The sequence below is a fragment of the Propionivibrio sp. genome, from assembly GCF_041441355.1.
Taxonomy (GTDB): Bacteria; Pseudomonadota; Gammaproteobacteria; order Burkholderiales; family Rhodocyclaceae; genus Propionivibrio.
This window is the reverse complement of record NZ_JASDTF010000011.1, coordinates 91,244-113,753: the sequence shown is the minus strand read 5'-3', so window position 1 is coordinate 113,753 and position 22,510 is coordinate 91,244. Positions and strand designations below refer to the sequence as shown.

The window sequence follows — 22,510 nt, the reverse complement described above, 5'->3', positions numbered from 1 at the left end:
TTTGCCCCCGAGTTTTCCACACGCTTGCCCACGCCGAATGGGGATGAAGTTCGGGCGAATCTCGCCACGGGCTGCGAGGGGTTTCTATGCTTTGGGCATGCCATAAGCCTCGCCGGGGGCTGAGTCCTAACCCTTCACGCAGAGCACCTGTTTCAAGGTATGCACCACCTCGACGAGGTCGCTCTGGTGGGCCATGACGGTGTCGATGTCCTTGTAGGCGGCGGGAATTTCGTCGAGCACGCCAGCGTCCTTGCGACAGAGGATGCCCTCGGTCTGGCGCACGAGGTCGACGGCGGAAAACGCGCGCTGTGCGGCGCTGCGGCTCATGCGCCGGCCGGCGCCGTGGGCGCAGGAGTCGAAGCTCTCGGGATTGCCCTTGCCGCGCACGATGTAGCTGCGCGCGCCCATGCTGCCAGGGATGATGCCGAGGTCATCACGACGGGCGCGGATCGCGCCCTTGCGCGTGACCCAGACGCGGGCGCCGTAATGCGTCTCCTGCGCGACGTAGTTGTGGTGGCAATCGACCGTTTCACCGCTCAGTGCGAAGCTCGGCAGGTGGCGGGTCAGCGCGGCGAGGACGAGGTCTTTCATCGCCGCGCGGTTGGCCTGCGCGTAATCCTGCGCCCAGGCGACGGCGGCGACGTAGTCGGCAAAATGCGCGTCGCCTTCGGCCAGCCAGGCGAGGTCGCGGTCGGGCAGATCGAGCTGCTGGCGCGCCGCCTCGCGCCGGGCGAGCGCGATGAAGTGCTCGGCCATCGCCTTGCCGATGCCGCGGCTGCCGGAGTGGAGCAGCAGCCAGACGCGCTGTGCTTCGTCGAGGCACAGCTCGATGAAGTGGTTGCCTGAACCGAGGGTGCCGAGCTGGTTGGGCCATTTCGATTGCTTGCCGAGCGTCTTGAGCAGCTCGGGGTGGCGTTCGAGCAGCGGCTTCAAGCGCGGCGTGAAGGGGCGGGCGACGTCTTTCAGGACGTCGGCATCGGCGTGCTGGGCGCGGCCGACCGGCACGCTGCGAACGATGTCGTCGAACAGGCGGCGCAGGCGTTTTTCATCCACATCGTCGGCGGAAAGCGTCAGGCGGCAGGCGAGCATGCCGCAGCCGATGTCGACGCCAACGGCAGCGGGGACGATGGCCGCGCGCGTGGCGATCACCGCGCCGATGGTGGCGCCGATGCCCAGATGCACGTCGGGCATGGCGGCGACATGCCGATGCACGATGGGCAGGCGGGCGACATTGATCAGCTGGGCGCGCGAAGCGTCGTCGAGGTCGTCGGTCCACACCTTGACGGGGACGTTGGGCGTGGGGATTTCGAGCCGGATGGGCATGGGAAAAAAGCGGGCAGCGGGCGGTAGCGCGGGGGACTCATGATAGGGCAAAAGCCTGCCGGAGCGGGCCGAAGCCGGGTCGGCAGGGGGCGAAAACGGACCGGCGGTCCATCGCCTGCGGGTTGCGTTGTCGGGAAAAATCCCTAGAATGGCGCCCCTTCGGCGTTCGGGCTTGCCCGGTGCCCTGTTCAAAACCACTGTAAAGGGGAAGACCATGACCAAGACTGAACTGATCGACGCGATCGCCGCTCACGCCGGCCTGACCAAGACCGATGCCGCCAAGGCCCTCGACGCCTTCGTTGACACCGTGGTGGAAACCGTTGCCGCCGGCGACAGCGTTTCGCTGATCGGCTTCGGCACCTTCAAGGCCGCCGACCGCGCCGAGCGCGAAGGCAAGAACCCGAAGACCGGCGAGAAGCTGACCATCGCCGCGACCACCGTGCCGAAGTTCTCGGCCGGCGCCGGCTTCAAGGCCGCCGTCGCCAAGTAAGGCGACCCTTGCCCGCGGTGACCGGTGGCAAGCCGGTCACTGACGCGGCGCGCAGGGCTGTAGCCCGCGCTACAGCTTTTCCTTGCCGCATGCAGTAGGCTGTTCGCCGTCGCATCCTTGCATCGTCGATTGCAAAAACGTAGGGCGTCGTCATGACGACGCCGGTCGTGACGAAAGCGCGCACGTGAACAGCAAATCCAGCATCCCCAGCACCGAGGTGCCCTGGCTGTTTTTCGAGGACCAGTCGCCTTGGGCTTCGGTCCTCTCGCTCGGCCGCGAGGTGGCCTGGCCGCGCAAGCACATCGTCCGCCATCCGGGCGATCCGGCCGACAGCATCTTCCTGATCCGTTCCGGCACGCTCAAGGTCGCCGCCGGCAGTTACGACGGCCTGCAACGCACGCTGTGGTTCATGGGCGCCGGCAGCCTGCTCGGCGAAGCCGCACTGTTCAGCGGCAAGCCCTATCAGCATTACGTCACCGCCGTCGAAGACAGCACTGCGGTCGAATTTCCGGCCGCCGTCGTGCACGAGCACATCCTCGGCCGCCATCCCGAGTTGTGCCGCCTGCTGCTCGTCAATCTCGCGGCCAAGTCCTACATCGCTTCGACCCAGATCGAAGACGTCGCCTTCCTCACCGCGCCGCAGCGCATCGGCCGCTTCCTGTGCGGGCTCGCGCAGGCGCGCGATTCGCTGCACCTGCCGCTCACCCACACCACCATCGCCGAGCTGCTCGGCATCCACCGCGTCACCGTCAGCAATGCGCTCGGGCTGTTCCGCCGCGCCGGGCTGATCGACGAGACGGATCACGGCCTCACCCTCACGGACGCCGAGGCGCTCAGCGCTTTCGTCGCCGATCCACAGCTTCTCAATCCGCAGCTTTGACCCGGGAGTTCAGCATGCAAAAGACGTATGTGGCCGAGCCGTACAAGATCAAGGTCGTCGAGCCGATCGCCGTGACCACGCGCGAAGCGCGCCAGCGCTTCATGGAGGAAGCCGGCTACAACACCTTCCTCCTGCGTTCGGACCAGTGCTACATCGACTTGCTGACCGACAGCGGCACGACGGCGATGAGCGACAACCAGTGGGCCGGGATGATGCTCGGCGACGAGGCCTACGCCGGCAGTCGCAACTTCATCCACCTGCAGGAGGTCGTGCGCGAGTACTACGGTTTCCGCCACGTGGTGCCGACCCACCAGGGGCGCGGCGCCGAGAACCTGCTCTCGCAGCTGTGCATCAAGCCGGGCGACTACGTGCCGGGCAACATGTACTTCACGACCACCCGCGCGCACCAGGAGCTCAACGGTGCAAAGTTCGTTGATGTGATCGTCGACGAGGCGCACGATTCGCAGCTCGAATTGCCGTTCAAGGGCAACGTCGATCTGGAGAAACTGCAGCGTCTGATCGACCAGGTCGGCGCCGCGCGCATTCCCTACATCTGCCTCGCGGTAACGGTGAACCTCGCCGGCGGCCAGCCGGTGAGCATGGCCAACATGCGCGCGGTCAAGGCGCTGTGCGCGAGGCACGGGATCAAGGTGATGTACGACGCGACGCGCTGCATCGAGAACGCCTACTTCATCAAGGAGCGCGAAGAGGGCTACGCCGAGGTCAGCATCGCCGCCATTCTCAAGGAGATGATGAGCTACGCCGACGGCTGCACGATGAGCGGCAAGAAGGATTGCCTGGTCAACATCGGCGGCTTCCTGTGCATGAACGACGACGAGCTTTACCAGCGCGCCTGCGAGCTGGTGGTGCTGTACGAAGGCATGCCGACCTACGGCGGCCTTGCCGGGCGCGACATGGAGGCGATGGCGCGCGGCATCGTCGAGTCGGTCGATTACAACTACATCCACCATCGCATCACCCAGTGCCGCTACCTGGCCGACAAATTGGTCGCGGCGGGCGTGCCGATCGTGCGTCCGGTTGGCGGGCACGCGGTCTTCCTCGATGCCAAGGCCTTCCTCGACCATCTTCGGCAAGAGCACTTCCCAGCGCAGACGCTGGCCGCGCAGCTGTTCATCGAGAGCGGCGTGCGCAGCATGGAGCGTGGCATCGTTTCGGCCGGGCGCAACAAGGAAACCGGCGAGAACTACCGGCCCAAGCTTGAACTTGTGCGCCTCACGATCCCGCGCCGGGTCTATACCTACGCTCACCTAGACGTCGTCGCCGACGCCTGCATCGCGCTCTACGCCAAACGCCGCGAAATCGTCGGCATGGAGATGGTGTACGAACCCCGGCTGTTGCGCTTCTTCACTGCACGCTTTCGTCCCCTGCATCCGCTGACCGTACCGGTGGCCGGCGCTGCCGCCGCGTGCGCCGTCTGAGCGCGGGCGACTCGGTGGCAGGTGCTGGAGTGTTGCTTTCCGTCGCGGCGCGGCGTCCTGGCGGGGCGCCGCACCCACGCCGCGCCCCGCAAGCCCCTGCTTTGGTGTAGGCTATTTCCGTGGTCGTGCGCTGTGGCGGCCACGTTCCAGACGATCAGATAGACGACCAGGAAAGCAAGAAAGGAAAGGCGCGAAAGGGGCGCTGACCGGCCTCCCCGAGCACCTGCCATCCCGGCCGGCTGGCCTGCGGCTGGCACCGATCCCGTCTCCGCTTTGCCGTGTGGATTGGCGTTCCAACCGTTTCCTGCCGGCGCCACGCCCGCAGGCGGCGCCCTACCCGTGCCGACTGCGCCAAACCGTGTGAGGAATCGAGTATGTCGAGTATGTCGAGTGTGGGCGGAATTTCCGAGTCTCCAGACGTGCAACAGGACATCGGGCGTTTGCTGCAGGACGCGAACGCTCTGGCCGTGTCTTTGTCCATTCCCCGTTTCAAGGTCGTGCTGTGCATGCTGCAACTGGCCGAGATGCGCGCCAGCCTCAAGCTCAACGCCGGTGATGAAATCCTGGTGTTGGTGCGCAAGGAAGTCATCCCCTCGCTCAAGGCGATCAAGGACATCACCCCTTACCTGACCACCGAACGCCAGCCCGAGCGCGTCGAGGCCGGCTGCTATGGCTACCTGCGCGACACCCCGATCATCACCGACCTCCTGCTCAAGGCCCAGGGAAGCGCGCTGGCCTGTGACCTCATCTTCCTGATCCGGCGCGACGGCCAACTGGTCGACTGCGTCGCGGCCAATTTCGTCGGCGTCTCCTGAGGCCGAACATGACAACGGGCAGCCCAGGCCGCCCGTTGTCCGCCGGGCCGGCGTTCGCGCGGACGGCGCGCGCCTAGGGCGAAGAAAAATTTGTACAAAAATTGAACTTTTGGTAATTTTTGTACAAATTGATGTCGTTCTGCCGTGGGTGGGCGCATTTGAGGCCGGCGCGGGGAGGGGCATCCGCTCTTTTCTTCAACGCTTCCGGAACCGTCATGAAAACCCTGCCCAGCTCCGCCGTCCTCGCCGTGCTCCTTGCCCTGTGTGGCAACCTCAATGCCGCTCAACGTCAGGACCCGCCGGCACTGACGCAATCGCTGTTCGCGACCCCATCGGTGCAGTTTGCGACCCCCGGCGCGACCACCGGCACCTTCACCCCCTACGCGCGCCTCAAGGACTACCTCGACACCATCGCGCGGACCAGCGACGCCAAGCTCTACAGCCTGCTCACGACGGCGCAGGGGCGTGAAGTCTGGGCGCTGCGCCTGGGCAATCCGCAGGCCAAGGTGCGGGTGATGGTTTATTCCCGCGTGCATGGCGACGAGCCGGCGGCGAGCGAAGGCGCGCTGGCCTTCCTCGATGCGCTGACGCGCGGCGAACTGAACGGGCGTTACCCCGACGTGGAACTCGTGGTCGTGCCGATGGCCAATCCTGACGGCGCGGTGGCGATGAAGCGCGCGACGGCGCAGGGCGGCGACATCAACCGCGACTTCGTCAAATACGACTACCCCGAGACGCGCGCCATCCAGAGCGAAATCCTGCGCTTCGACCCGCACGTCGTCGTCGATGCGCACGAATTCACCGTCTGGGGACGCCTCGGCGAACGCACCAGCGCTTCGGACATGCAGAGCGCCGGCCCGAACGAGCCCAACCTGCCCAAGCCGCTGGTTGAAGCCCATGAGCGCCTGTTCCGCACGGCGATCAGCCGCAATTTCGCGCAGTACGGCTTGCGTCACGACCTCTACGAACTGCTCAGCATGGACAAGACGAGCGGCCAGTTGCGGGTGTCCGAGTCGGCGACGACCTTCGTCAGCGCCAAGAACTACCACGCCATGAGCGGGCGCTTCTCCTTCCTCTTCGAGACGCGAGGCATCGGCCTCGGCGACCAGCACATGCCGCGCCGGACGCTCTCGCACTATCAAGGGATGAAGGCCATCGTCGAGACGGCGCAGGCCAATGCCGAGGCCATCGTCAAGATCGTCGCCGAGGCACGGCAGGCGCTGGCCGCCAACACCGCCTGGGAACTCGACCGTAAAACGCTGCGCGTGGCGCGCCAATTCCCGCTCGCCGACGGGGCGAGCGGAAAGCTCGTGCCGCTTCCCGCTGAATTCGTGCAGCGGACCGTGGGCACGCCGGGCGCCAAGGTTGCCGTGCCGCGTTACTACCTGATTCCGCAGGCGGCCAAGGCGAGCGTCGAGATACTGACACAAATGGGTGTGGAGGTGAGCCAGTTGCGCCGGCCGCTCGCGGCTACCGTCGGCGTCCAGACCGCGGCGATCACCCACCAGGGCGAGGCGCTCAAGGTCGAGAGCCGGACGGCCTCCGCAATGCGGGAGTTTGCCGCCGGCGATTACGTGGTCGACACCCGGCAGCGGACCAACCTGCTGCTGCAGGTGCTCGAAGGCGCCAGCCCCAACGGCTTCACTCGCGCCGGACTGCTCGGCCGCAGCGGCACGGTCGAGCTGCCGTTCTACCGCTACGACGGAGGGCTGTAGTTCAAAAACTCGGCAGCCAGGCGCCAGGCGGGAGGCAGGACGGGCTCTGGCGCCGGCCTGAAGGGCGCATCCAGACGGCCTTTCCAGGCCGGCCCCCGCGCTCAGGCGCCCGGCCAGACCGCGAACGCCTATCGGGGCTGCGCGTAATCAATTTCCTGTAAGTGAAGTGTAAGCCGGCGGGCCTTTAATCCAGAGCACACCGCACGGTCGGACGGATGCCCCCGTGAGCGGGCATTGCCGACCGCAGCGGGTTTTCCGCTTGGCCGCCGACGCTCGCCGTGCGCCGTGCCAACCCCGATAACAGCACTGGAGGTAGGGTATGTCGCAGAACGATTCCGCTCATCTGTTTCAGCCGTCGGCCGAATTCATCGCCCAGGCGACGATTTCCGGGATGGACGCCTATCAGGCCCTGTGCGCCGAGGCGGCCCAGGATTACACCGGCTACTGGGCACGTTTGGCGCGCGAGCACGTGAGCTGGAAGAAGCCGTTCACCCAGGTGCTCGACGAGTCGAACGCGCCGTTCTACAAGTGGTTCGCCGACGGCACGCTCAACGTTTCCTACAACTGCCTCGACCGTAACGTTGAAGCCGGCCTCGGCGACAAGGTGGCGATCCTGTCCGAGACCGACGACGGCGCGGTGCGCAAAGTTACCTACCGCGAACTGCTGGCCATGGTCTGTCGCCTGGCCAACGGCCTGCGCGCCCAGGGCATCAAAAAGGGCGACCGGGTCATCATCTACATGGCCATGGGCATCGAAGGCGTCGTCGCCATGCAGGCCTGCGCGCGCATCGGCGCCATCCATTCGGTGGTCTTCGGCGGTTTCTCGGCGCAATCGGTGCGCGACCGGATCAACGATGCCGGCGCGGTGGCGGTGATCACCACCGACGAGCAGTGCCGCGGCGGCAAGCACCTGCCGCTCAAGCCGGCGGTCGACGAAGCCATTGCCATGGGCGGCTGCGAGACGGTGAAGACCATCGTCGTAAACCGCCGCACCGGTGGCGCCTGCCCGATGCAGGCCGGGCGCGACCTATGGTGGGACGACGTCATCGCCGGTCAGCCGGACACCTGCGAGCCCGAATGGGTTGAGGCCGAGCACCCGCTGTTCCTGCTCTACACCTCGGGCTCGACCGGCAAGCCCAAGGGCGTGCAGCACTCGACGGGCGGCTACCTGCTGCATGCCGTGCTGACGATGAAGTGGACTTTCGACCTCAAACCCTCGGACATTTTCTGGTGTACCGCCGACATCGGCTGGGTCACCGGCCACACCTACGTCGCCTATGGGCCGCTGGCCTGCGGCGGCACGCAGATGGTCTTCGAGGGCGTCCCGACCTATCCCGACGCCGGCCGTTTCTGGAAGATGATCCAGGAACACAAGATCACGATCTTCTACACCGCGCCGACGGCGATCCGTTCCCTGATCAAGGCCTCCGACACGACGCCGGCGGTGGCGCCGCCGAACTACGATCTTTCTTCGCTACGCCTGCTGGGCACGGTCGGCGAGCCGATCAACCCGGCGGCCTGGCTGTGGTACTACAACCAGGTCGGCGGCGGCCGTTGCCCGATCGTCGATACCTTCTGGCAGACCGAGACCGGTGGGCACATGATCACCCCGCTGCCGGGGGTCACGCCGCTGGTTCCGGGCTCGTGCACCTTGCCCTTCCCTGGCATTCAGGCGGCGGTGGTTGATGAGACCGGCACCGAGGTCGAGTGGGGCAAGGGCGGGCTGCTCGTCGTGAGCAAGCCGTGGCCGTCGATGATCCGCACCATCTGGGGCGATCCTGAGCGCTTCAAGCGCTCCTACTTCCCCGACGACTTCCAGGGCAAGCTCTACCTGGCCGGCGACGGCTCGGTGCGCGATGCGCACAACGGCTACTTCACGATCACCGGCCGCATCGACGACGTGCTCAACGTTTCCGGACACCGCATGGGAACGATGGAGATCGAGTCGGCGCTCGTTTCGCACCCGATGGTCGCCGAGGCCGCGGTGGTCGGTCGTCCGGACGAGCTGACCGGTGAGGCGATCTGCGCCTTCGTCGTGCTCAAGGGCGCGCGCCCGGTCGGCGAGGCCGCGCAGGCCATGGTCAAGCAGTTGCAGGAGCATGTGGCCAAGGAGATCGGCCCGATCGCCAAGCCGCGCGACATCCGCTTCGGCGAGAACCTGCCCAAGACGCGTTCGGGCAAGATCATGCGCCGCCTGTTGCGCGCCCTGGCCAAGGGCGAGACGGTGGCGCAGGACGTGTCGACGCTGGAAAATCCGGCCATCCTCGAGCAGCTCCGGGGCGCTTGAATGGCGCGGCGCCGGCCGCGTTGACCACCGAACGGGCCGGCCCGCCTTGCGCGCCGGCCCGAGCCGTTTAAGTGGTGTATGCTCCCGGTCTGGGGGCGGTGTCGTCAGTCGGCGGAACCTGACAGGGGGCGTGGATGAGCGGAAGCGCAACGCAAATGCTGGTCGCGGCGAACGCCGAGTTCCTGCGCAGTTATCCGCCTTTCGATCGCCTGGAACCGGAAGCCTTGGTCTTTCTCGCCGAGCACCTGCGCCTGGCCTACTACGCTGGCGAAACGGCGATCGTTGCGCCTGAAAGCGGCCCGGTCGACACCCTGCGCATCGTCCAGCGCGGCAAGGTGCAGGTCCGTCAGGCCGGCGAAATCAGCGTCATGGAAGCGTCGTTGCTCACCCTCGGGCCGGGCGAGTGTTTTCCGATCGGATCGGTGACCGGGCAGCGCGCCTCGACCAACCTCTACACCGCGATCGGCGACGTCTTCTGCTACGAACTTGCCGCCGAGGATTTCTTCAGCCTGATGCAGAAGAGCGCCGTCTTCCACCTTTTCTGCACCCAGTACATCGCCAGCCTGCTCGGGCAGTCGCGGCAGCAGTTGCAGAGCCAGTTTGCGCAGCGGGTGACCGAACAGCAGACGATGAACTCGCCGCTCGCCGCCCTGATCAAGCGCGAGCCGCTCACCGCGCGGCCGGAGACGCCGCTGCGCGAGGTCGTCGAAGCGATGGCGGAGCGCAGCATCGGCTCGATGATCGTGGTCGATGCCGAGCGACATCCCCTCGGCATCTTCACCCAGTCGGACGCGCTGCGCCGCGTGCTCCTGCCCGGCGTCCCGCTCGAAACGCCGATTCGCGAACTCATGTCGCCCGGCCCGCACACGCTGCCGTTGACGGCGAGCGCCTACGACGCGGCCTTGGCGATGGCCATGCACGGCGTGCGTCACGTGCTGGCGGTCGACGAGGGCGGGCACCTGAAGGGCGTCGTCTCCGAGCGCGACCTGTTCACCCTGCAGCGTGTCGGCTTGCGCCAGATTCGCCAGGCCATCGACGGGGCGACGTCGATCGAGATGCTGCGCCAGGCCGGGCAGGACGTGCGCCAACTGGCGCTCAACATGCTGGCGCAGGGCGTCGGCGCCGAACCGCTGACCCAGTTCATCTCGGCGCTCAACGACAGCCTGACGCGCCGCATCATCGCCCTCAACCTCGAGACGCACGATTTGTTCGGCATCGACTGGGCCTGGTTGTCCTTCGGTTCCGAAGGGCGCGACGAACAGACCTTCAGCACCGATCAGGACAACGGCATTGTCTTTCTGTGCACCGACCTGATGGACCGTGAACTGACCCAGTTGCGCCTGCTCGATTTTGCCCGCGACGTGAATGCCGATCTCGACCGTTGCGGATTTCCGCTCTGCGCCGGCAACATCATGGCCAGCAACCCGGCGCTGTGCCTGACGCTCGAAGAGTGGGAAGAGAAGTTCGCCGCCTGGATTCGCGTTCCCGAGCCGGAGGCCTTGCTCAATGCCACGATCTTCTTCGACTTTCGCAGCCTGTACGGGAAGTCCCACCTTGCCGAGCGTCTGCGCCTGACCCTTCTGCGCCTGGCGCGCGACAACACCATCTTCCTGCGCATGCTGGCCGAGAATGCCCTGAGCGTGCCGCCGCCGCTGGGCAAGATCCGCGATTTCGTCACCGACGCCGACCCGGCGCATCCGGGCACCATCGACCTCAAGAAATTCGGCGCCCGTCCCTTCATCGATGCGGCACGGGTGTTCGCGCTGGCGCACGGTGTAGCGGCCACCGGGACGGTGCAGCGCCTGCGCCTGGTGGCCGGGAGTGTGGGGGCTTCGGGCGCTCCGAGCGAGGAGGTGGCGGCGCTGGCCGACGGCTTCCATTTCATCCAGTTGCTGCGCCTGCGCCACCAGCACGCCGAACAGATCCACGGCCGCGCGGGGAACAACCTCATTCGGCCCGACGAGCTCAACGAGGTTGACCGCCTGATCCTCAAGGAGGCCTTCCGTCAGGCACGCAAGCTGCAACAGCGTCTCCGCCTCGACTATCAGCTCTGAACGGGATCGGGCATGGGCTGGCTGTCCTCACTTTCCGAACGCTTCCGGCCACGACCGACGGCGGTGCCGGAGCACCGGGCCGCGCTGGCCGCCTGGCAGGCCCTGCCGGAGGCGGCGCTCGAGCTGCCGCATGCGCGACAGCGTTACGTCGTTGTCGACGTCGAGACAAGCGGGCTGGACATGAAACGCGATCGGCTGATCGCCATCGGCGCGGTGGCGGTGCAGGGCGGGGGGATCGACTTCGCCGATGCCTTCCAGATCGTCCTGCAGCAGCGCGAGGCAAGCAGCACCGAGAACATCCTGATCCACGGCATCGGTGCCGGCGAACAGCGGGCCGGCGTCGAACCGGCGGCGGCGCTGCTCGCGTTTCTCGATTTCGTCGGCAAGTCGCCGCTCGTCGCCTACCACGCCTTCTTCGACGAAGCCATGCTGGCGAAAGCGATGCGCACGCACTTGGGCGTGACGCCGTCGTTCTTCTGGCTCGATCTGGCCTGGGTGTTGCCCGAGCTTTTTCCCGATTTCAGGCGCGACGGGCGGGTGGCGCTCGACGACTGGCTGGCGCACTTCGGGATCGAGAACATCCAGCGCCACAATGCGGTCTCAGACGCCTACGCCACCGCGTGCCTGCTCTTGCTTGCCCATGCACGCGGCACGGCCCGCGGGCTCGACCACGCGGCGGCGTTCGCTCGGCTCGAGAAGGCGCGACGCTGGTTGTACGAGAGCGCCTAGAGTTCTGCGGCGCCGACGAACGCATTCATTGAAGTTGAACGAGGGGAGCGGGTGCGCACAATGAAGAGACAGGGAGAGCGGGCGCGAGGCCAGGCCCGACGCCATGCGAATGCGGCGCCGGGGGCGCAGGCCGCCATTTCGCGGGCGGTCCGGCGATGATCGACACGGCCGCGCGGCTGCGCCGCTACTACGTCTTCTACATCTTCGGCTTCATTGCCTTTGTGCTCGCCTTGTGGGGGCTCGAAGGCTATGGCATGCCGCCGCGCTGGATCGGCTACGCCTTCCTGTGCATGACCATCCTGCTCTACGCGACGATCGGCATCCTGGCGCGCACCGCCAACGTTGCCGAGTACTACGTTGCCGGCCGACGCATTCCGGCGCTCTTCAATGGCATGGCGACCGGCGCCGACTGGATGAGCGCCGCGTCCTTCATCGGCTTGGCCGGGACGCTCTACCACTCCGGCTATCAGGGCCTGGCCTACGTGATGGGCTGGACGGGCGGCTACGTCCTCGTCGCCCTGCTGCTTGCACCCTATCTGCGCCGTTTCGGGCAATACACCATCGCCGAGTACCTCGGCGCGCGCTACGGCGGTAACGCCGCGCGCCTCGTCGGCGTGCTGGCCACCGTGGTCGCCTCCTTCGTCTATGTGGTGGCGCAGATTTACGGCGTCGGCGTCATCACCAGCCGTTTCGTCGGGCTGCAGTTCGAGATCGGCGTCTTCGTCGGCCTGGCCGGGATTCTGGTGTGCTCCTTCCTGGGCGGCATGCGCGCGGTGACCTGGACCCAGGTGGCGCAATACCTGATCCTGATCGTCGCCTACCTCGTTCCGGTGACCATGCTCGCCTACAAGACCACCGAGGTGCCGGTGCCGCAACTGATGTACGGATCGGTGCTCGAGCGGGTCGCCGACCTCGAGCGGCGCCTGCTCGACGATCCGCACGAGGCGGCAGTGCGCGCCGTTTACCTCGAGCGCGCGGCGGAGTTGCAGGCACGCATCGAGCGCCTGCCCGACTCGCTGCTCGAAGAGCGGCGCAGCCTGACGCAACAGATCGATGCGATGAAGGCGGGCGATGCGCGGATGCGCGACGTCGTGGCGCTGGAAAAGCAGCGCCGCGATCTGCCGCGCACCCCCGAGGCGGCACGCGAGTATTGGCAAGGGCAGAAGCAGCAGGCCGAGCGACAGGCCGAGCCGCTGATTCCACATGCCGAGCCTTTCCCGGGTGAGGACGAGGGCGCGCGTTCCCAGGCGCGGCTCAACTTCCTGTCGTTGGTGTTCTGCCTGATGCTCGGCACGGCGGCGCTGCCGCACATCCTGATGCGCTTTTACACCACGCCCTCGGTGCGCGAGGCGCGCCGTTCGGTGTTCTGGTCGCTGTTCTTCATTCTGGCGCTGTACCTGACCGCGCCGGCCTATGCGGTGTTCGCCAAGTACGAGGTTTACGCCCACCTCGTCGGCACGCCGATCGACCAGCTGCCCGGCTGGATTGGCGCCTGGGGCAAGGTCGGTCTGGTCTCGATCGAGGACGTCAATCGCGATGGCCTGTTGCAACTGGCCGAGCTTTCGCTCAATCCGGATGTCATTGTCCTCGCCACGCCCGAGATCGCCGGCCTGCCGTACGTCGTCTCCGGCCTCGTCGCCGCCGGCGCGCTGGCGGCGGCGCTGTCGACCGCCGACGGCCTGCTGCTGACCATCGCCAGCGCGCTCTCGCACGACGTCTATTACAAGATCATCCGGCCGCAGGCGACGACGCAATGGCGGCTGGTGGTCTCGAAGAGCGTGCTGCTGGTGGTCGCCGTGCTCGCGGCGATGGTGGCCTCGCAAAAACCCTCGACCATTCTCTCGATGGTCGCCTGGGCGTTCTCGCTGGCCGCTGCGTCCTTCTTTCCCGCCTTGGTGCTCGGCATCTTCTGGCAGCGGGCGAACAAGGCCGGGGCGATCAGCGGCATGCTGGTCGGCTTTCTGGTGACGGTGTACTACGTGCTCAGGCTCGAGATCGATTCGATTCCCTGGCTGGGTGTGAGCGGCATCGGCATGGCGCCCTGGTTCGGGATCCAGTCGGTGTCGGCCGGCGTCTTCGGGGTCGCGGCCGGCTTCCTGACCATCGTCGTGGTCAGCCTGCTCGGCCCGCCGCCGGACGTCGAATGCCAGCGTTTCGTGAATCGCCTGCGGGTGCCGCGCGCCCTGGAGCGGGAACGGTGAGGCCCGGGAGGGGCGCCAAATGGCGCCCCCAGGGCCGCTGCAGGGCGCATGGGGCGTGCCTTTGCCGGCGTCTGCCGTGCCCCCGGAGTTGCGAACTGAAGGCGTGGCTGAATTTTGGGTTGTAGTTACGAAAAGAAGAATAAATTTCTTTTAGGTGAATTTATGTAAGGCGGCTGTAAGCCTTGGCGGACATCCTGCGCGCATCCGGGAGAGGGCGGGGATTTGATCGCTCCCGGTGTGCGGCGGAGTCATCACGACGCCCAGGTGCGTCGGAGGTCTTCGTCCGGTGGCCACAATGAGGCCCTCACCGGAGGGTCGAATCAAGGAGGGACTATGCAGCTGACTGAGAAACATCAGGAGTACTGGCGGCGCAACCTCAGGATGACGGGCTTTCTGCTCGGCATCTGGTTCGTCGTGACCTTCGTCGTCAGTTTCTTCGCGCGCGAGTTGAGCGGAATCACCATCCTCGGTTTTCCGCTCGGGTTCTACATGGGAGCGCAGGGCGCCTTGATCGTTTACGTCGCCATCATCTGGTACTACGCGCGCTACATGAACGCGCTCGACCAGGAATACGGCGTGCATGAAGGAGACGACTGATGAGCGCACAAACCTCGAATGCCGCCTTCTTCAAACAGTTGTCGCGGTATTACACCTTCTACACCGGAGGCTTCATCGCCTTCGTCATCCTGGTCGGCCTGCTCGAATACATGGGCGTGCAGAACAAGGTGCTCGGCTACATGTTCCTCGGCGCGACGGTGCTGCTCTACGCCGGCATCGGCTTCATGTCCAAGACCGCCGACGTCAGCGAGTACTACGTTGCCGGCCGGCGCGTCCCGGCCTTGTTCAACGGCATGGCGACCGGCGCCGACTGGATGAGCGCGGCCTCCTTCATCGGCATGGCGGGCACGCTCTACCTCGCGGGCTACGACGGCCTGGCCTTCGTCATGGGCTGGACCGGCGGCTACTGCCTGGTGGCGCTGTTTCTCGCGCCTTACCTGCGCAAGTTCGGCCAGTTCACCATCCCCGACTTCCTCGGCGCCCGCTACGGCGGCCATCTGCCGCGCATGATCGGCGTTCTGGCCGCCATCCTCTGTTCCTTCACCTATGTGGTGGCGCAGATCTACGGCGTCGGCATCATCACCTCGCGCTTCACCGGGCTTGAGTTCGGCGTCGGCGTCTTCGTCGGCCTGGCCGGCATTCTCGTCTGTTCTTTCCTCGGCGGGATGAAGGCGGTGACCTGGACCCAGGTGGCGCAGTACATCATCCTGATCGTCGCTTACATGATTCCGGTGGTGTGGCTGTCGGTGCAGCAGACCGGCAACCCGGTGCCGCAGGTGGCCTACGGCTACCAGCTGCAGAAGGTGACCGAGCGCGAAAAGGTGTTCAACGACAAGACCTCGGAGCTTGGCGCCAAGGAGGAGTCCGTACGGGCGATCTTCCGCGAACGCGCGGCGGCGGCCGACGCCAACCTCAAGGGACTGGCGGCCGGCGGTGAAGCCTTCCTGGCGGCCGAGCGCGCCAAGCTGGCGGCCAAGGTGGACGAGCTCAAGGCTAACCCCGGCGCCGACGCCAAGAGCATTGCCACGGCCGAAAAGGCGTTCAAGGACTACCCGGCCGACGTCGAGGGCGCACGCAAGACCTGGACCGCGGCCAAGGCCAGCAACAGCAGCCGCGCGGCCCCGGTGAAGGCGCATGCCGAACCCTTCGATGCCAAGGACGAGAATGCGCGGACCGTGGCCAAGAAGAACTTCCTGGCGCTGGTGTTCTGCCTGATGGTCGGCACCGCCGCGTTGCCGCATATCCTGATGCGCTTCTACACCACGCCTTCGGTCAAGGAAGCGCGGCGCTCGGTGTTCTGGTCGCTGTTCTTCATCTTCCTGCTTTATTTCACCGCACCGGCGCTCGCCGTGCTGGCCAAGTACGAGGTGTATCACAGCCTCGTCGGCACCTCGTTCGCGACCCTTCCGGCCTGGGTGTCGAACTGGGCGGCGGTGGACAAGACACTGATGAACATCACCGACATCAACATGGATGGCATCGTGCAACTGGCGGAGATCGTCATCGGCGGCGACCTCATCGTCCTGGCGACGCCCGAGATTGCCGGACTGCCGTACGTGATCTCCGGTTTGGTGGCGGCGGGCGGCCTTGCCGCTGCGCTGTCGACGGCCGATGGCCTCCTGCTGACCATCGCCAACGCGCTCTCACACGACGTCTATTACAAGATGATCGACCAGAACGCGTCGACCTCGCGCCGGATTGTGGTCTCCAAGTTCCTGCTCCTCGTCGTGGCCTTCCTTGCGGCCTACGTGACCGCGCTCAAACCCGGAGACATTCTCTTCCTGGTGGGGGCGGCGTTCTCGCTCGCGGCGTCGGCCTTCTTCCCGGCGCTGGTATGCGGCATCTTCTGGAAGCGGGCGAACAAGCTCGGTGCGGTGCTCGGCATGTCGCTCGGGCTTGGGGTGTGTGCCTACTACATGTACATCACCTACCCGTTCTTCGGCGTCAATGCGCCGAAGTGGTGGGACATCAACCCGATCTCGGCCGGCATCTTCGGCATCCCGATTGGCTTCCTCGGCGTCATTGTCGGCTCGCTGCTGTCGCCGGCGCCGGCCCGGGATGTACAGGAACTGGTCGACAACGTGCGCTACCCCAACCTCGAAAGCGGCCTACAGGGGAGCCATGCGCCGGCTCATTGAGCGCCCGCAAAGCAAAAGCCCCGCTGAGGCGGGGCTTTTTACGCGCGTCGAAATGGAAGGTCTAGAAGGGCAGTTCGCTGCGCAGGTGGGCGAACTCCGCGCGGCCGCAATCAAGGATCAACTGGTTGGCGCGTTTGGGATCGAAGCGCTTGAGGCTGACGATCACCTCCTGCAGTCGCTCCGCTTGCGCGCTCAGGTGGCAGGCCATGCCCAGGTGGTACCACGCCTCGCCGTGCATGGGCTGCAGGCGCACGGTTTCTTCCAGCGCCTGTGCCGCTTCGGCGTGGTGCCCCTGGCGGGCCTGGGCCATCGCCAATCCGTACCAGGCACGATCGAGTGTGGGCTTGGCCTGCACGGCCTGCGCAAAAGCCGTACAGGCTTCGGCCGGGCGGCCGCCCTGTTCGAGGGCGTACCCAAGGTTGAAGAGGGTGTCGGCGTTGCCCGGTTCGAGGCGTTGCGCCGCCTCGAACCAGCGCACGCCTTCCTCAAAACGACGATGAGAACAGGCGATGAAGCCGAGATGGCTGGCGGCGCGAGCACTCGGTGCCCGATCGAATGCGGCGACGTATTCGTCGTACGCCCATGCATCCCGGCCGATGAAGTGGAACACCCAAGCGCGCGCCTGATGCCGCCAGAGATCGAAGTTCATGCCTGCTCCGTTGGGGGAGGTCGAACGGTTCGTCGGGCCGCCCTGCGAATGGGGCGGGTGAGAAAGCATGTTTCGGGCAATAATGCCCTGCGGGAGTTCCCCGCCGAAGCCGGAATCCGTGTTCCAGGCGGCAGGGCGACGATCAACGAGCGACAAGGATGATGGAACGATGAACATCGAGTTGCAGATACTGTCGATGCTGCGTGTGCTCTTCGAGGTGGCCGGGCTGTTCTTGATTGCGCAGGGCGCCTTGTACGTTCTCGCCGGCGCCAAACGGGAGCAAAACCCGATCTACCAGCTGTGCCGCATCATCACCCGCCCGGCCATCCGCGCCACGCGCTTCCTGACGCCGCGCCTGGTGGTCGACCGGCACATCCCCTTCGTCGCCTTTTTCCTGATTTTCTGGTTGTGGATCCTGCTCGCCTACGTTCGCCAAGGGCTGTGCCGGATCGACGGCTGTGCCTGACGTGGCGGACAGGGGGCGCTATGCGGCCGGTGGGTCCCCGGTCGGTTTGGAGAACCTTTCGCCTTCTGCTAGAATGCCGGCCTTCCGGAGAGATGGATGAGTGGTTTAAGTCGCACGCCTGGAAAGCGTGTGTAGGGTAATACCCTACCGCGGGTTCGAATCCCGCTCTCTCCGCCAGAACACCAGTAAAAAAGCGCCTTTCGGGGCGCTTTTTTCGTTTCCCCAGCAAAGCACCTCTCTGAGGTGTTTGAAGGGCTGTTTTTGAATCCTGTTAGAAAAATCGGAATCGGATGCGCTCTCAGCTGCGGGCAGAGAGCGCATCCGCGACAGCACGTCCGACGCTGGCGGTATCGCCTGTCCCGCCCATGTCCGGGGTGCGCGGGCCTTCCGCGAGCACGTGTTCGATGGCGTTCATGATGCCGTCGTGTGCGGCGCGGTGGCCAAGGAACTCAAGCATCATTGCGCCCGACCAGATCATGCCGATGGGGTTGGCGATGCCGCGTCCGGCGATGTCGGGCGCCGAGCCGTGAACGGGTTCGAAGAGCGAGGGGAAGCGGCGCTCGGGATTGAGGTTGGCCGAGGGGGCGATGCCGATCGTGCCGGTGCAGGCCGGGCCGAGGTCGGAGAGGATGTCGCCGAAGAGGTTGGAGGCGACGACGACGTCGAAACGGTCGGGGTTGAGGACGAAGTGCGCGCTGAGAATGTCGATGTGGTACTTGTCCCAGCGCACCTCCGGGTAGTGCGAAGCCAAGGCTTCGACGCGTTCGTCCCAGTAGGGCATGCTGATTGAGATGCCGTTGGACTTGGTCGCCGAGGTCAGATGTTTTTTGGGCCGACGCTGGGCGAGGTCGAAGGCGAAGCGCAGGATGCGGTCGACGCCGTGGCGCGTGAACACGGCCTCCTGGAGCACGGTTTCGCGTTCGGTACCTTCGAACAGGCGGCCGCCGACCGAGGAGTATTCGCCTTCGGTGTTTTCGCGCACGACGTAGAAGTCGATGTCGCCCACCTTGCGGCCAGCGAGCGGGCAGGGCACGCCGGGCATCAGACGCACCGGACGCAGGTTGACGTATTGGTCGAATTCGCGCCGAAACTTGATCAATGAGCCCCACAACGAGATGTGGTCGGGGACTTTGGCCGGCCAGCCGACGGCGCCGAAGTAAAGGGCGTCGAAGCCTTTCAGCTGTTCGAACCAGTCTTCGGGCATCATCCGGCCGTGGCGCAGGTAGTAGTCGCAATGCGCCCAGTCGAATTCGACGAATTCAAGCGCGAGGTCGTATTTTTTGGCTGCGGCGGCGAGGACGCGCAGGCCTTCGGGCATGACTTCCTGGCCGATGCCGTCACCGGCGAGGACGGCGATGCGATGGGGCTTCATTTCCAACTCCTGATTCGGATGGTGAGAGAGCACGGGGTAGAGCGCATCCCGTCAGGATAGGCCTTCGCCTGGCGGCTGGGAATAGCCGCAGCGCATTCGGGATGCCGCAACGGACGGCCTTGGCGGCGCGCGCGCGGGCGCGTCTTTCCTTGCTTTCAGGCGATAATGCTCTTTTGCGTGTATAACCGGCGCGCCGTTGGCAGAGGTTAAGGGTGTTCGCGAATCCGCATTGGCAGATTCACTTCTCGGTGTTTCTCTGGGGCTTCACCGCCATTCTCGGCAAGCTGATCACGCTCGCCGCCTTGCCGCTCGTGTTCTGGCGCGTGCTGATCGTGAGCGTGTGTCTGTGCGTGTGCTTGCCGGTGTGGCGCCAGCTGCGCCGCATCGAAGCGCGTGACGTCCGGCTCGCGGTCGCCAACGGCGCCCTGGTCGTCCTGCACTGGCTCTGTTTCTACGGTTCGATCAAGGCGGCCAACGCTTCGGTGGCGGCGACCTGCATGGCCTTGGCCCCGGTCTTCCTGTCGGTGGTCGAGCCGCTCTGGCGGCGGCAGCCTTTCGCGCTGCGCGATTTGGCCGTGGCCTTGGCCTGCGTTCCCGGCGTGGCGCTGGTCGTCGGCGGGATTCCCGGATCGATGTATTGGGGCATGCTGCTCGGCGTGCTCGCGGCTTTTCTGGCGGCGCTGTTCGGACTGGTCAATAAGTCGCTGGCGATGCGCATGCCGGCGCTGGCCTTGACTTCGATCCAGATGGGCACCGGCGCCTTGCTGCTGGCGGCGACGCTGCCGTTCTGGCCGATGTTCGGGCTCGCCTTGCACTGGCCGGCACCGGAGGACTGGCTGTGGCTGGCGGTGCTGGCCCTGGTCTGCACCCTGCTGCCGTTCGCGCTGAGCCTCGTCGCGCTGCGTCGCTTGAGTGCGTTCAGCGCCCAGCTGGCGGTCAATCTCGAGCCGGTGTATGCCATCGTTCTCGCGGCGATTTTGCTTGGCGAAGGCGGTGAACTGCGCTGGACGTTCTATGCCGGAGTGGCCTTGATCCTCGCCGCTGTGCTCGGCTACGCCTTCCTGCCGCGGGGCGAGCGTTCGCGACCCGCCGTGGAATAGGCCTTTGTTATACTCGTTGCGTCTTTTACCGCGAGCCTGCGCCCCATGTCCCTGCACTACGAGATCATTCCGGTTACCCCCTTCGCGCAAAACTGCACCCTGCTCTGGTGTTCGGAAACGGGACAGGCCGCGATCGTCGATCCGGGCGGCGATCTGCCGCGTATCCTCGGCGCACTGCGCGAACGCGCCCTGACGCCGACGCGTATCCTGGTCACCCACGGGCACATCGATCATGCCGGCGGCGTCGCGGCCTTGGCGGCGCAGCTCGGCGTGCCGATCGACGGCCCGCACTGCGAAGACGCTTTCTGGATCGAGGGCATGCCGCAGCAGAGCCAGATGTTTGGCTTCCCCGATGTACAGGCCTTCGTTCCCGACCGCTGGCTGGTGCAGGGCGATCGCGTGCAGATCGGCCAGGAAGCGCTTGAGGTGGTGCATTGCCCCGGGCATACGCCGGGGCATGTCGTTTTCTTCAGCGCAGCGGCGCGTCTGGCCCTGGTCGGCGACGTATTGTTCAAGGGCTCGGTTGGGCGCACCGATTTTCCGCGCGGCGATTTCGAGACCTTGCTTGCTTCGATCCGTGGGCGGCTGTGGCCGCTCGGTGACGACGTGGCCTTCATTCCCGGGCACGGCCCGATGTCGACCTTCGCCGAGGAGCGGGCAAACAACCCGTTCTGCGCCGACTAGACGGAATGGGCGGGTGGGCCGACATGGCGAGTCCGACGGCCTACCAGCTGTTCATCGAGGTGGTGGTGCCCTTGCGCTTGACCGTCGGGCGCCTCGGTTGTTTCGATTTTCCGGCCGGCGAGTACGTCTATACCGGTAGCGCGCGCCGTAACCTCGAAGCCCGCATCGCCCGCCACTTGCGCCGTGAAAAGACGCTACGCTGGCACATCGACTACCTTCTGATGGCACCCGGCGTACGCGTGCGCCGGGTGCTCCGCTCGGATGAAGACGAATGCCTGCTGGTACAGCGCAGCGGTGGTGAGGTGGCCGTCCCCGGCTTCGGGGCGAGTGACTGCCGATCCGGCTGCGTCAGTCACTTGCGACGCCTGCGCGCCAGCGCGGCGTGAGGCGGATTAATCGAGGCTGATGCGGTCGATGTGGCTGGCCCAGAGGAAGGCCGTTGCCTGCGCCTTGGTGAGTTTCTCCGGAGAGATGCCCAACTCGGCAAAACGTTCGCTCGCTTCCTGGTAGCGTCCGGCCTCGCCCGCGCAGAGGGCGGCGAGCAAGCGGCTGAGCTGTCCGCCCTGGCCGGGGGTGGCGAGGGCTTCGAGCACTTCGTCTTGCAAAGGCAGTTCCTTGACGATGTCTTGCATCGGCAGGTTGATCAGCACTTCGAGCAGGGAGAACAGGCCGGTCATGTAGGCGCTGTCGCACAGGTCGAGGATTTCCGGCTTGGGGTCGAGAGCGATGCAGAGCAGCTCCATCTGCCGACCGCGGGCCGCGGCAAGCTGCATCAGGGGGTTGGGGCCTTGCCCCTCGGCGAGGTGATTGGCGTACACCAGCAGTTGCAGCCAGCGTTGCAGTTGGCGGCGGCCGAGAATGGTGATCGCGTGGGTGAAGCTGGTGATCTGCGTGCGCGCGCCCACGGCCGCCGAATTGACGAGCCGCAGCAGGTTGTAGGCGAGCTTGGGTTCCTCACGGAAGATGGCCTCGATTTCGCGCGTGTCGCCGTCGTGGCGGACGATGTCGAGCAGGTGCAGAAGCTTGAGCCGGGTGAGGTCGGGCGAGCGTCCGAGGCGCGGGTCGGGGGCGGCCAGGAAGCGGCCGTCGAACCAGTCGAAGCCGTTGCCGTGCAGCCAGTCGTGCATGTCGTGCGAGCGGACGTCGGTGGCGATGCGCCGGAATCCGATTCGTGCCGCGTAGCGCAGGTCGCTGCCGGTGAATTCCTGGCGCACCGTGCTGCCGGTACAGCCAAGGTGGTCGAAGGCTGTGAAAGGAACCGTGCGCAGCAGTTCGGGGCTCTCGAGTTGCACCCCGATCCGGTAACCGCGGGCGCGCAGGTCCGTGCTCCGTTGGACGGTGTCGCTCAGGCTCAGGGCCTGTTCTGGCAGGAGGAAAACCGCCTGCTTGGGTGAGAAGGTCGCGCACAGGGTTTCGTCGGCCAAGGCTTCTGGGCCGACGGGAAGCAGCAGCGGAAAGGCGCTGGTCAGCATGTGTACGCCTGTACTCGCGCAGGTACTTGCAATCTCGTTGGCCGAGCGCGCCAAGGGGTCGGCGCTGCGCCAGTCGAAGGCGCACCAGGCACCGTTGGCGTCGAGATAGGGGCGGATGAAGGTGTACGCGGAAGACAT

The 22,510-nt window shown here is 65.8% G+C and carries 19 protein-coding genes and 1 tRNA gene; 16 read left to right on the top strand and 4 right to left on the bottom strand.

The genetic code is table 11. The annotated features are described in order from the left end of the window. Nucleotides 1–126 precede the first annotated feature (126 nt). Nucleotides 127–1,323: an RtcB family protein gene (locus tag QMB55_RS03665; protein WP_497587308.1), complete on the bottom strand. Its 1,197-nt coding sequence runs from the start codon at nucleotides 1,321–1,323 to the stop codon at nucleotides 127–129. Between the two features lie 148 nt (nucleotides 1,324–1,471). On the opposite strand from QMB55_RS03665, the gene QMB55_RS03660 reads away from it, so the two are divergent. The 11 genes from QMB55_RS03660 to QMB55_RS03610 all read left to right on the top strand — a co-directional run bounded on the left by QMB55_RS03660 (nucleotide 1,472) and on the right by QMB55_RS03610 (nucleotide 16,629). Beyond that, nucleotides 1,472–1,813, top strand: coding sequence for an HU family DNA-binding protein (locus QMB55_RS03660; protein ID WP_497587307.1), 342 nt, complete (start codon nucleotides 1,472–1,474; stop codon nucleotides 1,811–1,813). A 184-nt stretch (nucleotides 1,814–1,997) separates the two neighbouring features. Continuing rightward, the gene (locus QMB55_RS03655; RefSeq protein ID WP_497587306.1) at nucleotides 1,998–2,693 is read left to right on the top strand and encodes a Crp/Fnr family transcriptional regulator; all 696 of its coding nucleotides are present in this window, start codon (nucleotides 1,998–2,000) and stop codon (nucleotides 2,691–2,693) included. 14 nt (nucleotides 2,694–2,707) lie between these two features. After that, nucleotides 2,708–4,132 carry a tyrosine phenol-lyase gene (locus tag QMB55_RS03650; RefSeq protein WP_497587305.1) on the top strand — a complete coding sequence of 475 codons (1,425 nt, stop codon included), beginning with the start codon at nucleotides 2,708–2,710 and terminating at the stop codon, nucleotides 4,130–4,132. A gap of 374 nt (nucleotides 4,133–4,506) precedes the next feature. Beyond that, complete coding sequence (locus tag QMB55_RS03645; RefSeq protein WP_497587304.1) at nucleotides 4,507–4,947, top strand: hypothetical protein; 441 nt, start codon at nucleotides 4,507–4,509, stop codon at nucleotides 4,945–4,947. A 215-nt stretch (nucleotides 4,948–5,162) separates the two neighbouring features. Continuing rightward, nucleotides 5,163–6,662, top strand: a complete 1,500-nt coding sequence (locus QMB55_RS03640) for a M14 family zinc carboxypeptidase (RefSeq protein ID WP_497587303.1) — start codon at nucleotides 5,163–5,165, stop codon at nucleotides 6,660–6,662. A 319-nt stretch (nucleotides 6,663–6,981) separates the two neighbouring features. Beyond that, nucleotides 6,982–8,949, top strand: coding sequence for an acetate--CoA ligase (acs, locus tag QMB55_RS03635; protein ID WP_497587302.1), 1,968 nt, complete (start codon nucleotides 6,982–6,984; stop codon nucleotides 8,947–8,949). 134 nt (nucleotides 8,950–9,083) lie between these two features. Beyond that, the gene (locus QMB55_RS03630; protein WP_497587301.1) at nucleotides 9,084–11,003 is read left to right on the top strand and encodes a DUF294 nucleotidyltransferase-like domain-containing protein; all 1,920 of its coding nucleotides are present in this window, start codon (nucleotides 9,084–9,086) and stop codon (nucleotides 11,001–11,003) included. A 12-nt stretch (nucleotides 11,004–11,015) separates the two neighbouring features. Then, a complete protein-coding gene (locus QMB55_RS03625; RefSeq protein ID WP_497587300.1) occupies nucleotides 11,016–11,732 on the top strand; it encodes a 3'-5' exonuclease in 717 nt (238 codons plus the stop codon). 155 nt (nucleotides 11,733–11,887) lie between these two features. After that, nucleotides 11,888–13,933: a sodium:solute symporter family protein gene (locus QMB55_RS03620; RefSeq protein ID WP_497587299.1), complete on the top strand. Its 2,046-nt coding sequence runs from the start codon at nucleotides 11,888–11,890 to the stop codon at nucleotides 13,931–13,933. A 333-nt stretch (nucleotides 13,934–14,266) separates the two neighbouring features. Then, complete coding sequence (locus QMB55_RS03615; RefSeq protein WP_497587298.1) at nucleotides 14,267–14,530, top strand: DUF4212 domain-containing protein; 264 nt, start codon at nucleotides 14,267–14,269, stop codon at nucleotides 14,528–14,530. After that, a complete protein-coding gene (locus QMB55_RS03610; protein ID WP_497587297.1) occupies nucleotides 14,530–16,629 on the top strand; it encodes a sodium:solute symporter family protein in 2,100 nt (699 codons plus the stop codon). The genes QMB55_RS03615 and QMB55_RS03610 overlap by 1 nt, the downstream gene beginning before the upstream one ends. A gap of 61 nt (nucleotides 16,630–16,690) precedes the next feature. On the opposite strand, the gene QMB55_RS03605 is transcribed toward QMB55_RS03610, so the two are convergent. Further along, entirely contained in the window at nucleotides 16,691–17,278 is a 588-nt protein-coding gene (locus tag QMB55_RS03605) for a tetratricopeptide repeat protein (protein WP_497587296.1), read from the bottom strand. A 169-nt stretch (nucleotides 17,279–17,447) separates the two neighbouring features. Between QMB55_RS03605 and QMB55_RS03600 the strand changes: the two genes are divergently transcribed. Together QMB55_RS03600 and QMB55_RS03595 are read left to right on the top strand one after the other, a co-directional pair. Then, a complete protein-coding gene (locus QMB55_RS03600; protein ID WP_497587295.1) occupies nucleotides 17,448–17,744 on the top strand; it encodes a hypothetical protein in 297 nt (98 codons plus the stop codon). An 86-nt stretch (nucleotides 17,745–17,830) separates the two neighbouring features. Then, a tRNA-Ser gene (locus QMB55_RS03595) sits at nucleotides 17,831–17,921 on the top strand. A 121-nt stretch (nucleotides 17,922–18,042) separates the two neighbouring features. On the opposite strand, the gene QMB55_RS03590 is transcribed toward QMB55_RS03595, so the two are convergent. Continuing rightward, a complete protein-coding gene (locus tag QMB55_RS03590) occupies nucleotides 18,043–19,116 on the bottom strand; it encodes a tartrate dehydrogenase (RefSeq protein WP_497587294.1) in 1,074 nt (357 codons plus the stop codon). 212 nt (nucleotides 19,117–19,328) lie between these two features. Here QMB55_RS03590 and QMB55_RS03585 point away from each other — a divergent pair, with 212 nt between their 5' ends. Genes QMB55_RS03585 through QMB55_RS03575 form a run of 3 tightly spaced genes read left to right on the top strand, consistent with a single transcriptional unit; the run spans nucleotide 19,329 to nucleotide 21,286 of the window. After that, on the top strand, nucleotides 19,329–20,216 hold the full coding sequence (locus QMB55_RS03585; protein ID WP_497587293.1) for a DMT family transporter: 888 nt from the start codon (nucleotides 19,329–19,331) through the stop codon (nucleotides 20,214–20,216). Nucleotides 20,217–20,261: 45 nt separating this feature from the next. Continuing rightward, nucleotides 20,262–20,900, top strand: coding sequence for an MBL fold metallo-hydrolase (locus QMB55_RS03580; RefSeq protein WP_497587292.1), 639 nt, complete (start codon nucleotides 20,262–20,264; stop codon nucleotides 20,898–20,900). A gap of 23 nt (nucleotides 20,901–20,923) precedes the next feature. Beyond that, entirely contained in the window at nucleotides 20,924–21,286 is a 363-nt protein-coding gene (locus QMB55_RS03575; RefSeq protein ID WP_497587291.1) for a GIY-YIG nuclease family protein, read from the top strand. A 6-nt stretch (nucleotides 21,287–21,292) separates the two neighbouring features. Here the strand turns inward: QMB55_RS03575 and QMB55_RS03570 are convergent, their stop codons facing one another. Further along, nucleotides 21,293–22,510 (bottom strand): EAL and HDOD domain-containing protein, encoded by a 1,218-nt coding sequence (locus QMB55_RS03570; RefSeq protein WP_497587290.1) that lies wholly within the window; start codon nucleotides 22,508–22,510, stop codon nucleotides 21,293–21,295.

Bases quoted from the DNA above. Each gene is read 5' to 3' on its own strand.
- QMB55_RS03665 (WP_497587308.1), bottom strand. From the start codon at position 1,323: ATGCCCATCCGGCTCGAAATCCCCACGCCCAACGTCCCCGTCAAGGTG.
- QMB55_RS03660 (WP_497587307.1), top strand. From the start codon at position 1,472: ATGGCGCCCCTTCGGCGTTCGGGCTTGCCCGGTGCCCTGTTCAAAACC.
- QMB55_RS03650 (WP_497587305.1), top strand. From the start codon at position 2,708: ATGCAAAAGACGTATGTGGCCGAGCCGTACAAGATCAAGGTCGTCGAG.
- QMB55_RS03645 (WP_497587304.1), top strand. From the start codon at position 4,507: ATGTCGAGTATGTCGAGTGTGGGCGGAATTTCCGAGTCTCCAGACGTG.
- QMB55_RS03640 (WP_497587303.1), top strand. From the start codon at position 5,163: ATGAAAACCCTGCCCAGCTCCGCCGTCCTCGCCGTGCTCCTTGCCCTG.
- acs (WP_497587302.1), top strand. From the start codon at position 6,982: ATGTCGCAGAACGATTCCGCTCATCTGTTTCAGCCGTCGGCCGAATTC.
- QMB55_RS03630 (WP_497587301.1), top strand. From the start codon at position 9,084: ATGAGCGGAAGCGCAACGCAAATGCTGGTCGCGGCGAACGCCGAGTTC.
- QMB55_RS03625 (WP_497587300.1), top strand. From the start codon at position 11,016: ATGGGCTGGCTGTCCTCACTTTCCGAACGCTTCCGGCCACGACCGACG.
- QMB55_RS03620 (WP_497587299.1), top strand. From the start codon at position 11,888: ATGATCGACACGGCCGCGCGGCTGCGCCGCTACTACGTCTTCTACATC.
- QMB55_RS03615 (WP_497587298.1), top strand. From the start codon at position 14,267: ATGCAGCTGACTGAGAAACATCAGGAGTACTGGCGGCGCAACCTCAGG.
- QMB55_RS03610 (WP_497587297.1), top strand. From the start codon at position 14,530: ATGAGCGCACAAACCTCGAATGCCGCCTTCTTCAAACAGTTGTCGCGG.
- QMB55_RS03605 (WP_497587296.1), bottom strand. From the start codon at position 17,278: ATGAACTTCGATCTCTGGCGGCATCAGGCGCGCGCTTGGGTGTTCCAC.
- QMB55_RS03600 (WP_497587295.1), top strand. From the start codon at position 17,448: ATGAACATCGAGTTGCAGATACTGTCGATGCTGCGTGTGCTCTTCGAG.
- QMB55_RS03590 (WP_497587294.1), bottom strand. From the start codon at position 19,116: ATGAAGCCCCATCGCATCGCCGTCCTCGCCGGTGACGGCATCGGCCAG.
- QMB55_RS03580 (WP_497587292.1), top strand. From the start codon at position 20,262: ATGTCCCTGCACTACGAGATCATTCCGGTTACCCCCTTCGCGCAAAAC.
- QMB55_RS03575 (WP_497587291.1), top strand. From the start codon at position 20,924: ATGGCGAGTCCGACGGCCTACCAGCTGTTCATCGAGGTGGTGGTGCCC.
- QMB55_RS03570 (WP_497587290.1), bottom strand. From the start codon at position 22,510: ATGTCTTCCGCGTACACCTTCATCCGCCCCTATCTCGACGCCAACGGT.